Origin of the sequence: Pseudomonas sp. gcc21 (assembly GCF_012844345.1) — a bacterium.
GTDB lineage: Bacteria > Pseudomonadota > Gammaproteobacteria > Pseudomonadales > Pseudomonadaceae > Halopseudomonas.
Genome location: NZ_CP051625.1, coordinates 2,957,171 through 2,969,729 on the forward strand (window position 1 = coordinate 2,957,171; position 12,559 = coordinate 2,969,729).

Annotated in this window: 14 protein-coding genes; 13 read left to right on the top strand and 1 reads right to left on the bottom strand. The window is 56.0% G+C overall.

Annotated elements, in window-relative coordinates:
- The first annotated feature begins 128 nt into the window (after positions 1-128).
- The 13 genes from HG264_RS13610 to HG264_RS13670 all read left to right on the top strand — a co-directional run bounded on the left by HG264_RS13610 (position 129) and on the right by HG264_RS13670 (position 11,613).
- Positions 129-533: a F0F1 ATP synthase subunit I gene (locus tag HG264_RS13610; protein WP_169408178.1), complete on the top strand. Its 405-nt coding sequence runs from the start codon at positions 129-131 to the stop codon at positions 531-533.
- Between the two features lie 14 nt (positions 534-547).
- Positions 548-1,402 carry a F0F1 ATP synthase subunit A gene (gene atpB, locus HG264_RS13615; RefSeq protein ID WP_169408179.1) on the top strand — a complete coding sequence of 285 codons (855 nt, stop codon included), beginning with the start codon at positions 548-550 and terminating at the stop codon, positions 1,400-1,402.
- 63 nt (positions 1,403-1,465) lie between these two features.
- Complete coding sequence (atpE, locus tag HG264_RS13620; protein ID WP_150300005.1) at positions 1,466-1,705, top strand: F0F1 ATP synthase subunit C; 240 nt, start codon at positions 1,466-1,468, stop codon at positions 1,703-1,705.
- 91 nt (positions 1,706-1,796) lie between these two features.
- Positions 1,797-2,267: a F0F1 ATP synthase subunit B gene (locus HG264_RS13625; protein ID WP_150300006.1), complete on the top strand. Its 471-nt coding sequence runs from the start codon at positions 1,797-1,799 to the stop codon at positions 2,265-2,267.
- 12 nt (positions 2,268-2,279) lie between these two features.
- Complete coding sequence (locus tag HG264_RS13630; protein WP_169408180.1) at positions 2,280-2,816, top strand: F0F1 ATP synthase subunit delta; 537 nt, start codon at positions 2,280-2,282, stop codon at positions 2,814-2,816.
- Between the two features lie 15 nt (positions 2,817-2,831).
- Entirely contained in the window at positions 2,832-4,376 is a 1,545-nt protein-coding gene (gene atpA, locus HG264_RS13635) for a F0F1 ATP synthase subunit alpha (protein WP_169408181.1), read from the top strand.
- A 74-nt stretch (positions 4,377-4,450) separates the two neighbouring features.
- On the top strand, positions 4,451-5,311 hold the full coding sequence (gene atpG / locus HG264_RS13640) for a F0F1 ATP synthase subunit gamma (protein ID WP_169408182.1): 861 nt from the start codon (positions 4,451-4,453) through the stop codon (positions 5,309-5,311).
- A gap of 65 nt (positions 5,312-5,376) precedes the next feature.
- Entirely contained in the window at positions 5,377-6,753 is a 1,377-nt protein-coding gene (gene atpD / locus HG264_RS13645; protein ID WP_169408183.1) for a F0F1 ATP synthase subunit beta, read from the top strand.
- Between the two features lie 42 nt (positions 6,754-6,795).
- Positions 6,796-7,239, top strand: coding sequence for a F0F1 ATP synthase subunit epsilon (locus HG264_RS13650; RefSeq protein WP_169408184.1), 444 nt, complete (start codon positions 6,796-6,798; stop codon positions 7,237-7,239).
- A 188-nt stretch (positions 7,240-7,427) separates the two neighbouring features.
- Entirely contained in the window at positions 7,428-8,792 is a 1,365-nt protein-coding gene (glmU, locus tag HG264_RS13655; protein WP_169408185.1) for a bifunctional UDP-N-acetylglucosamine diphosphorylase/glucosamine-1-phosphate N-acetyltransferase GlmU, read from the top strand.
- 209 nt (positions 8,793-9,001) lie between these two features.
- Positions 9,002-10,186: a C17 cyclopropane fatty acid synthase CfaB gene (gene cfaB / locus HG264_RS13660; RefSeq protein WP_169408186.1), complete on the top strand. Its 1,185-nt coding sequence runs from the start codon at positions 9,002-9,004 to the stop codon at positions 10,184-10,186.
- A gap of 96 nt (positions 10,187-10,282) precedes the next feature.
- Positions 10,283-11,155: a flagellar brake protein gene (locus HG264_RS13665; RefSeq protein ID WP_169408187.1), complete on the top strand. Its 873-nt coding sequence runs from the start codon at positions 10,283-10,285 to the stop codon at positions 11,153-11,155.
- On the top strand, positions 11,155-11,613 hold the full coding sequence (locus HG264_RS13670; protein ID WP_218573000.1) for a DUF192 domain-containing protein: 459 nt from the start codon (positions 11,155-11,157) through the stop codon (positions 11,611-11,613). Before HG264_RS13665 ends, HG264_RS13670 begins: the two co-directional genes overlap by 1 nt.
- A 33-nt stretch (positions 11,614-11,646) precedes the next feature.
- Here the strand turns inward: HG264_RS13670 and HG264_RS13675 are convergent, their stop codons facing one another.
- Complete coding sequence (locus HG264_RS13675; RefSeq protein WP_256663680.1) at positions 11,647-12,528, bottom strand: alpha/beta fold hydrolase; 882 nt, start codon at positions 12,526-12,528, stop codon at positions 11,647-11,649.
- Positions 12,529-12,559 lie beyond the last annotated feature (31 nt).

The following is a 12,559-nucleotide window of genomic DNA, read 5'->3' on the forward strand; positions in this document are numbered from 1 at the left end:
TGTGCCTGTTGAACCGAGGGTTTAATCCCCCTATACTCCTCGCGCTGTTTTGACTGGCGCAAATTGCACCAGTTTATTGCATTAATTAACCCGGAGATCAGGCCGAGGCTAATCACCGAGGCGGGAAAATGGACGCAAGAACGCCCAACAAAACCCCGTTTCATCGGTTGCCCGCATTTCCGGTTTTGGTAGCACAAGCAATTATGGCTGGGCTGGTGGCACTGACCCTGTGGGTTTTCCAGGGCCAAGTTTCCGCATGCTCAGCTTTGTTGGGAGGGATGATAGCCCTCGTGCCCAACGCCTATTTTGCCTATCGGGTGTACCGCTACAGCGGAGCTCGATCGGCCCGTGCCATCGTCAGCGAACTGTATTCCGGCGAGGCAGGCAAACTGATATTGACGGCAGCACTTTTTGTGCTGGTGCTATTGGCAGTAAAGCCGCTTGAGGTCCCCGCGCTATTTGCCGGCTACCTCGCGGTACTGGCAGTGGGAGCCAGTGCAATGTTGATCGTCAGAAGCTTTCCAAAGCATTAGTGTCTGAGGCAAATATGGCAACTTCATCAGCTGAGTATATCCAGCACCATTTGCAGAACCTTACCTTCGGTAAGCTGCCTGGTGGCTACGTTCGTGCGGACGGCAGTGTCGTCGAAGAAACAACCTGGACCCTGGCCAGGAGCGGTGCCGAAGCAACCGATATGGGTTTCATGGCGGTGCATGTTGATACACTGGGCTGGTCGATCTTCATGGGTCTGATCTTTCTCGGTCTGTTCCGCTATGTTGCAGGTCGCGCCACGGTAGACACGCCCAGAGGCGCCCAGAATCTGGTCGAGATGATCGTCGAGTTCATTCAGAACATCGTGCGTGACACCTTTCACGGCAAGAGCCCGCTGGTAGCACCGTTGGCGCTGACGATATTTGTCTGGGTCTTCCTGATGAACTCCCTCAAGTGGATTCCCGTTGACTACATCCCGGGCCTTGCTCACGCTCTGGGGCTCGACTACTTCAAGATTGTTCCGACGGCCGATCCGAATGGTACTTTCGGTCTGTCCCTCGGGGTTTTCGTTCTGATCCTGTTCTATAGCGTCAAAATCAAGGGTGTGGGTGGCTTCGTTCACGAACTGTCCTTCACACCGTTCAAGCACTGGTCGTTGATTCCGTTCAACCTGTTCCTTGAAATCCTTGGCCTGCTTACCAAGCCGCTGAGTCTGGCGTTGCGACTCTTCGGTAACATGTATGCCGGCGAGGTAGTATTCATTCTGATCGCGTTGTTGCCCTTCTATCTCCAGTGGGGTCTGAACGTGCCGTGGGCTATCTTCCACATCCTGGTAATCCCGCTACAGGCCTTCATCTTCATGGTGCTGTCCGTGGTGTATTTGAGTGCTGCCCATGAGGATTCCCACTAAGCAGCCGGAACCGTGTTCAACCAACGATAAACTTGAACTTCAACTTGAACCTTAGGAGTAATTATGGAACTCGTTATCATTGCTGCCTCCATCATGATCGGTCTGGGCGCTCTGGGTACTGGTATTGGCTTCGCCCTGCTGGGTGGCAAATTGCTGGAATCCACTGCACGTCAGCCTGAACTGGGGCCGAACCTGCAAACCAAGACCTTCCTGATGGCCGGTCTGCTCGACGCCGTGCCGATGATCGGTGTTGGTATCGCGATGTACCTGATCTTCGTTGTCGCTCCTGGTATGGGCGCCTGATCGGACGATTCGGAAACCCGGCAGGTAACCCCTGCCGGAGATGATCGTCTCGTTCATCGGGATACAACGAAATAGCACGAGGTAAATCGCTGTGAATATTAATCTGACGCTGTTTGGTCAAACGATTGCCTTCGCTATTTTTGTCTGGTTTACCATGAAGTATGTATGGCCGCCGATTACCCAGGCCATGCAGGAACGCCAGAAAAAAATCGCCGAAGGTCTGGATGCGGCTGGCCGCGCCCAGCGTGACTTGGGCCTGGCCCAGGAAAAGGCTTCCCAGACTCTGCGCGAGACCAAGGAACAGGCTACTCAGATCATCGAGCAGGCCAACAAGAGTGCCAACCTCATTGTCGAGGAAGCGAAACAGCAGGCACGTTCCGAGGGTGAGCGCCTGATTGCGGCCGCCAAGGTCGAAATCGAGCAGGAAATGAACCGCGCCAAGGATCAACTTCGTGCCCAGGTCGCCGTACTGGCTATCCAGGGTGCCGAGCAGATTCTGGAATCCGAAGTGGATCCCAAGGCACACAGTGAGCTGGTCAACAAACTGGCCTCACAACTCTAAGCGAGGCGAGCTATGGCTACCATCAATACGCTAGCTCGTCCTTATGCAAAGGCTGCGTTCGAAGTCGCTTCATCCGCTAATAAGCTGGATGCCTGGTCAGGCATGCTGGCGGTAGCGGGTGCGGTGGTCTCCGATGCAGCTTTTGGCTATAGGGTGCGCAATCCGGCAGTGACCGCAGAGCGCAAGGCTGAAGACCTGCTCATGGTTGGCGAAGGTCAGTTCGACGCGGAGTTCGGCAATTTTGTCCGGGCTCTGGCTGATAACGATCGATTGCTCCTGATTCCGGTTATCGCCGAGCTCTACGAGCAGCACAAGGCGGAACACGATCGCAGCATTGCAGTGGAGGTGGAAACCGCCTTCGAACTGAATGACGATCAACAGAAAACGCTGGCTACCGCGTTGTCGAAGCGGTTAGACCGCACAGTAACTCCCCATGTGACCATCAACCCGGCCCTTATTGGCGGTGTGTTGATTCGTGCGGGTGACCTGGTCATCGACGGTTCGGTCCGCGGCAAGCTTGCAAAGCTGGCCGAAACGTTGAAATCCTGATTTGAGGGACATGGCATGCAGCAATTGAATCCTTCCGAAATTAGCGAAATTATCAAACAGCGCATCGAGAAACTCGATGTGACTTCGCAGGCCCGGAATGTAGGCACTGTCGTCAGCGTATCTGACGGTATCGTGCGTATCCACGGCCTAGCTGACGTAATGTACGGCGAGATGATCGAATTCCCCGGTGGCCTGTACGGTATGGCACTGAACCTGGAGCGTGATTCCGTCGGTGCGGTTGTACTGGGTGATTACCTGGGTCTGAGCGAGGGCATGACTGCCCAGTGCACTGGTCGTATCCTCGAAGTTCCAGTCGGTCCCGAGCTGCTTGGCCGCGTTGTAGACGCGCTGGGTAACCCGATCGATGGCAAGGGTGTCATTGACGCCAAGCTGACCGATGCAGTCGAGAAAGTAGCCCCGGGTGTGATCTGGCGTAAGTCGGTCGACCAGCCGGTTCAGACCGGTTACAAATCAGTCGACGCGATGATTCCGATCGGCCGTGGCCAGCGTGAGCTGATCATCGGCGACCGCCAGACGGGTAAGACCGCCATGGCGATCGACGCGATCATCAACCAGAAAGATTCCGGCATCAAGTGTGTCTACGTCGCGGTTGGTCAGAAGCGTTCGACCATCGCCAACGTGGTTCGCAAGCTGGAAGAAAACGGCGCAATGGCTCACACCATTGTTGTCGCGGCTTCTGCTTCCGATCCGGCGGCGCTGCAGTTCCTGGCACCTTATGCAGGCTGCACCATGGGCGAATACTTCCGTGACCGCGGTGAAGATGCTCTGATCGTATATGACGACCTGTCCAAGCAGGCAGTTGCCTATCGTCAGATCTCCCTGCTGCTGCGTCGTCCGCCGGGCCGTGAAGCCTATCCGGGTGACGTATTCTATCTCCACAGTCGTCTGCTCGAGCGCGCATCACGTATCTCGGAAGAGTATGTAGAGAAGCTCACCAACGGTGAAGTGAAAGGCAAGACCGGTTCGTTGACCGCATTGCCTTTGATCGAAACCCAGGCCGGTGACGTATCTGCCTTCGTTCCGACCAACGTGATCTCCATCACCGACGGTCAGATCTTCCTGGAGTCGAACCTGTTCAACTCAGGTATTCGTCCTGCGGTTAACGCCGGTGTATCGGTGTCCCGTGTGGGTGGTGCTGCGCAGACCAAGATCATCAAGAAGCTCTCAGGTGGTATCCGTACCGCATTGGCTCAGTACCGTGAACTGGCAGCATTCGCCCAGTTTGCATCCGATCTGGATGAAGCGACCCGTAAGCAGCTCGAGCATGGTCAGCGCGTTACCGAACTGATGAAGCAGGGCCAGTATGCGCCCATGTCGGTTGCAGATATGGCTATCAGTCTGTACGCCGCTGAAAAGGGCTTCCTGACTGACGTCGAGCTGAGCAAGATCGGCGCGTTCGAGAAGGCGCTGCTCGCTTACTTCAAGCGTGATAAGGCCGATCTGCTGGCCAAGATCAACGAGAAGGGCGACTACAACGACGAGATCGAAGCCGGTATCAAGTCTGGCATCGAGAACTTCAAGGCGACCCAGAGCTGGTAAGCCCATTGCGGGGTGCGATGTCATCGCACTCCGTATCGTGCGAAGCAGCCACGGGATAACCTCAGAGGTGTGACATGTCAGGCGCAAAAGAGATTCGCGGTAAGATCGCGAGCATTAAAAGTACGCAAAAGATCACCAGCGCCATGGAAAAGGTGGCGGTCAGCAAAATGCGCAAAGCTCAACAGCGCATGGCTGCCAGCCGTCCATATGCTGAGCGTATCCGTCAGGTAATTGGCCATCTGGCCAACGCCAACCCGGAGTATCGCCACCCGTTCATGCAAGAGCGTGAAACCAAGCGGGTGGGTTATATCGTGGTCAGCACGGATCGTGGTCTTGCTGGCGGTTTGAACACTAACCTGTTCAAGGCGCTGGTTCAGAATATGAAAGAGTGGCGTGACCGCAACGTTGAGACCGAGCTGTGCGTTATCGGCAGCAAGGGCGCCGCGTTCTTCCGCAGTTATGGCGGTAACGTGGTAGCGGCTATCAATGGCCTCGGCGAGAAACCGACACTGAATGACCTGATCGGCAGCGTCAAGGTGATGCTTGACGGTTACCACGAAGGGCGTATCGATCGTCTGTTTCTGGTATCCAACAAGTTTGTGAACACCATGGTGCAGCAACCCCAGGTAGAACAGCTGATTCCGCTTGTTCCGGCTGACAAGGAAGAACTGCAGAAGCAGTGGGACTACGTCTATGAACCGGACGCGCGCGAGCTGCTCGATGGGCTGCTGGTGCGGTATATCGAATCACAGGTCTATCAGGCGGTGATCGAGAACAATGCCAGTGAGCAAGCTGCCCGAATGGTTGCCATGAAGAGCGCTACGGATAACGCAGGGGAAATCATCAACAACCTGCAGCTTATCTACAACAAGGCGCGTCAGGCAGCGATCACTCAGGAAATTTCGGAAATCGTCGGCGGCGCCGCCGCGGTCTAGCGCGACCCGGTCTGACGCGACCCGGTCTAGCGATTACGGTTTCATACCACTTAGAGGAACCAAACATGAGTAGCGGACGTATCGTTCAAATCATCGGCGCCGTCATCGACGTGGAATTCGCACGCGAAGACGTACCGAATGTGTATGACGCGCTGCAGGTTGACGAAAAGGGTCTGACCCTGGAAGTTCAACAGCAGCTGGGCGACGGCATCGTGCGTGCCATCGCCATGGGTACCACCGAAGGTGTCAAGCGCGGGCTGACCGTGAGCAACACTGGCGCTGCCATCTCTGTACCGGTGGGTGTCAAGACCCTTGGCCGGATCATGGACGTGCTGGGCAATCCAATCGACGAAGCCGGTCCTATTGGTGAGGAAGAGCGCTGGGGTATCCATCGCCAGGCACCTTCCTATGCAGAACAGGCAGGTTCGAATGAACTCCTGGAAACCGGCATCAAGGTCATCGACCTGATCTGCCCGTTTGCCAAGGGCGGTAAAGTGGGTCTGTTCGGCGGTGCCGGTGTCGGCAAGACCGTGAACATGATGGAACTGATCCGTAACATCGCCATCGAGCACAGCGGTTACTCCGTATTTGCCGGTGTGGGTGAGCGGACTCGTGAAGGTAACGACTTCTATCACGAGATGAAGGACTCCAACGTACTGGACAAGGTAGCGCTGGTTTACGGTCAGATGAACGAGCCGCCGGGTAACCGTCTGCGTGTGGCCCTGACTGGCCTGACCATGGCCGAGAAGTTCCGTGACGAAGGCCGTGACGTACTGTTGTTCATCGACAACATCTACCGTTACACCCTGGCCGGTACCGAGGTATCTGCACTGCTGGGTCGTATGCCTTCTGCGGTAGGTTATCAGCCGACGCTGGCCGAAGAGATGGGTGTTCTGCAGGAGCGTATTACCTCCACCAAGCAGGGTTCCATCACCTCGATCCAGGCGGTATACGTACCTGCTGATGACTTGACTGACCCCTCCCCAGCCACCACCTTCGCCCACCTGGATGCGACCGTGGTATTGTCGCGTGATATCGCGTCACTAGGTATCTACCCTGCGGTTGATCCGCTCGATTCCACCTCGCGTCAGCTTGATCCGCAGGTTATCGGTCAGGAGCACTACGACACCGCACGTGGCGTTCAGTATGTTCTGCAGCGCTATAAGGAGCTGAAGGACATCATCGCGATTTTGGGTATGGATGAGCTGTCCGAAGAAGACAAGCAGCTGGTAGCGCGCGCTCGTAAGATCCAGCGTTATCTGTCGCAGCCGTTCTTCGTTGCTGAAGTCTTTACCGGTGCGCCTGGTAAATACGTTTCGCTGAAGGACACCATTCGTGCTTTCAAAGGCATCCTGGATGGCGAGTTCGATCATCTGCCCGAGCAGGCGTTCTACATGGTCGGCAGCATCGAAGAAGCAATCGAGAAAGCGAAGAAAATGTAATGGTAGCGCCTGCGTCAGCGGGCGCATAACCGAGGCAATAAAATGGCTATGACAGTGCACTGCGATATCGTCAGCGCGGAAGAAGAGCTGTTCACCGGCCTGGTGGAGATGGTCGTGGCACACGGCAATATGGGTGACCTGGGTATTCTGCCAGGCCATACGCCGCTGCTGACTGATCTGAAGCCTGGCCCGGTACGGGTTATCAAGCAGGACGGCAATGAGGAAGTGTTCTACATTTCCGGTGGTTTCATTGAAGTCCAGCCGAGCATGGTCAAGGTGCTTGCCGACACGGCTATCCGTGCTGGTGACATTGATGAGGCGTCAGCCCTTGAAGCCAAGAAGGCCGCCGAGGCCGCTCTTAGTGAGAAGGGTGCCGAGTTTGATTACGGTTCTGCCTCCGCACGACTTGCCGAGGCCGCTGCGCAGTTGCGTACCGTGCAAGAGCTCCGCAAGAAGTATGGCGGCCCAGCGGTCAACAACCGCTGAGTCCAGAAAGGCAGCCTCGGCTGCCTTTTTTCTTTTCGTTAAATAGCCATCAAGCCGAATACTTCATTCTTCGATATCAGTGAACTGATAGCTTTCTATCATTATCCCTTTATCGGAGTCGCTTGCGACTGCTTGCTCGCGGCTTCTATCATTGCGTCTCTTCAATAACACATCCCAGGAACGGATAAATGAATCTGCACGTAGTCATCCTCGCTGCCGGACAAGGCACTCGTATGCGCTCAGCCCTGCCGAAGGTCCTTCATCCGGTTGCTGGCAAGCCCATGCTCGGCCACGTTATCGACTGTGCCCGGAATCTGTCACCGGCGAAAATTCACGTGGTAATTGGGCACGGCGCTGAAAGAGTACGTGAGGAGCTGGACGCTGCGGATATCAACTGGGTCATGCAGACCGAGCAGCTGGGGACTGGTCACGCGGTAGCGCAGGCGTTGCCGCACATCACGGCTGCCGATCAGATACTGGTGCTCTACGGTGATGTGCCGTTGCTGCGCAGCGAGACGTTGAGCAGACTGAGTCAGCAAGCCGGAAGCAGCAGCCTTGGATTGTTGACCGTGGAGATGGCAGATCCGACGGGTTACGGCCGCATCGTCCGTGATTCAGCGGGGCGAGTACAGGCAATTGTCGAGCAAAAAGACGCTAGCCCCGGGCAGCTGCTCATCAGCGAGGGCAACACTGGGATCATGGCTTTGCCCGGCACCAAGGCCGCTGACTGGCTGGGTGGTCTGTCCAACGACAATGCCCAGGGTGAATATTATCTGACGGATGTAGTGGCTCTGGCTGTCTCGCAATCGGTTGCGGTCGAAGTAGCCCAGCCAGAAGACGAACTTGAAGTCATGGGTGCGAACAATCGGCTACAGCTATCCGTGCTGGAACGTGCGTGGCAACAGAAGGAGGCTACGCGCCTGATGGAATCAGGGGTGACCCTGGCTGACCCGGCACGCCTGGACGTGCGAGGAGAGGTGTCAGTCGGCCGGGATATCTTTCTGGACATCAACGTGGTGCTCGAAGGCCGCGTCAGCATTGGTGACAACGTTCATATCGGGCCGAACTGTGTGCTCAAGGATTGCAGCATCGAGGCTGGTACGGTCATCAAGGCGTTCAGTCACCTGGAGGGCGCACAGGTCGGTGAGAACTGCGACATCGGCCCCTATGCACGGCTGCGGCCGGGCACTGTCCTTCATCGTACAGCCAAGATCGGTAATTTTGTTGAAACCAAGAAGGCCGAACTCGGTGAAGGGGCCAAGGTCAATCATCTGTCATACATAGGCGATGCCCGTGTTGGTAATAATGCCAACGTCGGTGCCGGCACCATCACCTGCAATTACGACGGCGTGAACAAGTTCATGACATTGATCGGTGAGGGGGCGTTTATTGGCTCCAACACTGCCTTGGTGGCGCCTGTTAGCGTGGGTGACCGAGCTACGACTGCGGCTGGATCAACTATTACGGGCGACGTTCCGGCCGGCGCCTTGGGCGTGGCACGTGGTCGTCAACGAAATATTGCTAACTGGCAACGTCCTACCCGCAAGGAATGAGTAGCCAGGCCCGCGCTTGTGGTAGCGCGGGCTGCCCTCATTGCTCTAAGCGAAGCGGTATCCTGCCGCCAGTCTCTCTCCAGACAAGTCCCCAAGCGTTCGTATCCGCCGTGGCTGCTTCACCTGTTTGAGGCAGTCAGGTAAATAGATATTTCCGCAGGCTAATCTATATTCACAAGATATAGATAACCTAGCCAGGAGATATCCTGATGTTCGCGCATTTATCGCAGAGCCTTAGCAGACTTAAACTGCCGCTGAGAGTCGAGATCAAAGGCGGAGCCAGTCTGGATCTCGGCCCTGCACCTACCGTTACGCTTGAGGTGAACGATCTTTCTTTGCTCACCGAGCTAAAGGAGCCGAGCCTGGATAAGCTGGGCGAGGCGTATATAGACAAGCGAATAGAAGTACGCGGACACATCATGGACGTCATCGAGGTGGCCGACAGGTTAAGCAAGGGGCTGTTGGGTGAAACATCCGAGCGACCACCGGCGCGTACTGCCCACGATAAAAGACTTGATGCCGAGGCTATCGCCTACCACTACGATCTTTCCAATGATTTCTACCAGCTCTGGCTTGATCCGGAAATGGTGTATTCCTGCGCCTATTTCCACAAGCCTGACGATTCTCTGGCTCAGGCCCAGTTTCAGAAACTGGACCATCTGTGCCGTAAGCTGCGACTCAAATCGGGCGAGCGTCTGCTGGACGTAGGTTGCGGTTGGGGTGGACTTGCCAGACACGCAGCCAAGCACTACGGCGTCCAGGTGCACGGCATCACGCTCAGCAGGTCTCAGCTAGAGCTGGCAAATGAAAAGAATCGCGGTGCCGGACTCGATGGCCAGATTCAGCTCGAGCTACGAGACTACCGCGATCTGCCCTCGGACGAGTCTTACGACAAGGTGGTCAGTGTTGGAATGTTTGAACATGTGGGCCACGCTAACTTGCCGGAATACTTCCGTATTGTGTTCGAGCAACTGAAACCGGGCGGGTTGGCGATGAATCATGGCATAACATCCCGATACGTGGATGGCAGGCCGGTAAGCCGAGGCGCGGGCAAGTTTATCGGCCGGTATGTATTCCCCCACGGAGAGCTGCCTCATTTATCCACTGCCATTGCCTGCATGAGTGATCAAGGGTTGGAAGTCGTCGATGTAGAAAGCATGCGGTTGCACTATGCCTTGACCCTCGAGCATTGGAGCCACAACCTTGAAAGCCGACTCGCAGAAGCCGGCCAGCTTGTTCCCGACAAGACATTGCGGATCTGGCGCATATATCTTGCCGGCTGCGCCTATGGGTTCAAACGGAACTGGATGAACCTGCATCAGATACTGGCGGTAAAGTCTTACGCCGACGGTGGTCACACCCTGCCGCTGACGCGCGCAGACCTGTATCACTGAACGGACCATACATCATCGCTTAATGGCAAATCGCTACCCCTGCTGCTACATTCTTCAGTTCCCGGCCCTGGCGCCGGCACAGAATGGAGACGTGGCGTGCCGTTGATACCCGTTAAAGAAGATGAAGTCGTATTGGGAGTGCCGCTGCCCTGGAACCTGTTGGACGTCGAAGGGCGCGTCATATTCGAACAGTCGCGCGTGCTGGACAGCCAGCCGCTGCTCAATCAGTTGTTCAAGCTCGGACTATATCGCTCAGCACCAGAGCCAGCGGCGGCGGAGGAAAGAATCGATGTGGCCGGAAACGGGACGCAGGGCGATGTTCAGAACTCGTCTCTGGAACATATACAGCTCGCGCCGGGCGATCCAGTGCAGTTACAGACAATGCACCCTACGCACGCTGAACGTTACCAGGTGCGGATGATCGGCGTGCATGCTCCGGTTAGCATCATGGTGACCACACCGACTCATCAGGGCAAGCTGGCGTTCATCAAGGAAGGGCAGCAGTTTCTGGTGAGAGGATTCGTTGGTAAGGACGCCGTGGCATACAGAACGCGCGTATTGAAATCAAACCTCGCCCCGTTTCCCTATCTGCATCTGGCTTATCCGCAAAGCGTTCAGTCCATGCGTATCCGTAGCTCCGCAAGGGTACCTCTTCAGCTCGTTACGGCAGTTCTTACGGAACAGGGCCCGAAATCAGCAAAGATTGTTGATCTCAGCGTGGGCGGCGCTCGAATGGCCTCCGATAGCCTCATTGCGCACAAGGGCGACGACTTGAAGCTATCATTTCGGGTGAACCCGGCGGGCATGGAAGTCTATATGACGGTTAACGCGAAAGTACGCGCCGTTCAGACAGAACAGACTGGCGCAGGGCCGGTCATCACCGGCGTTGAGTTTGTTGAACTAGGCGAACAGGAGCGGTTATACCTGACGACAGTGGTATATCAGAATCTGCTTAAGGACACTCTGTAATGAGATTGTGGTTAAGGCTGATGGCTTGTCTTGCGATGCTGTGTTCAATACCCGCTGCGCACGCAGAACCGCTGGAAGTCATGCTAGGAGGCGAGCGCTTCTATCTGGAGGTTGTGGACGATCCGGCCAGTCGCCGACAGGGTCTGATGGGCCGCGAGTTCCTGGCACCAGATGAAGGAATGCTATTCGATTTCCCCTCGAGCACTACCCCGGCCATCTGGATGCGCAACATGCTGATCAGCCTCGATCTGCTATTTGTCGATGAGCAGAGCAGATTGGTGAAGGTTTTCACTGACGTTCCGCCCTGCGACGCCCCACCTTGCGATATCTATCGAGTTGAACGACCGATACGGTTTGTCATCGAGGTCGCAGCCGGAACGGCGGATCGGCTGGGGCTGGAATCCGGCATGGTGCTGAATCTGGGACGCATTACCCGCCAACCCGCACCGTACCAATGACTCAGCAGTGTCTCACCACCCTCGCAAAGAGAGTTAAGTCGAATTTAGAAAGTGTTCGATATGCCTTGCAACGAGTTCTGGTTGGTCATGATGAATATTGTGACCTGCCTGGTTAATCAGTACATCCCGAGCGTTTCGCAAATGTGAGAAGCGCGCTTTGTATAGTTCGTCTTCGGGAAACACCAGGGTCATGTAATCCGAGTCGTCGCCACGGAGCCAAAGAGCAGGCGCCGAGATATGCGACAGGAATGTCTCAAAAAAAGCGGCCGTGGGGAAAGATAAGGGCATACCGCGAAGCCGCCGCCATGGGTCTGCTTGTAGTTCGACAACTGTATTGTCCTGGGCAGGGCAGCGACCAAGGCTCCTGGCAAGAAAGTCTGCTCGCTGTGACGTTAACCGGACGTTGGCCGTTTTCAGTCGTTGAGCAAGGGCATCGAAGCCCGTGTATTGGCTGTTCCGACGTTCCTCCCTGCTGCGCTCTAGCCACATGGCCATCAGACGGGGGGCTGCGCTGACCGGCTGTTGCCGCGGTCCGAATCCTTCCAGGCTCACGTAGTGGCGGACGCGCTCGGGCCGGGCACCGCTCAGGAGCGTGGTGACCTGACCTCCGTAGCTGTGACCTACCAGGGAGGCCTGGGTGTCGGGGCTGTAACGATCCAGAATGACGTCCAGCATTACTACATCGTCTTGCATGTAGTAATGCTGGTGTCGCCACTCTGACTCGCCGTAGCCAGGCCAGTCTGGAGCGATAATGTCCCACTCCTGTTCAAAGCAGTCGACCAAGAACTGGAAAGTTGAGGATGTGTCCAGCCAGCCATGCATTAAAAACAGCCGGGGCGCGCCTGGCGTTCCCCAACGTCTGATATGGCAGCGGCGTCCGTTGATTTCTATAAACTCTGACCGGCTCGGTTTCATGTTATCTCTTGTTCTTTGGTTTGAAGAAGCG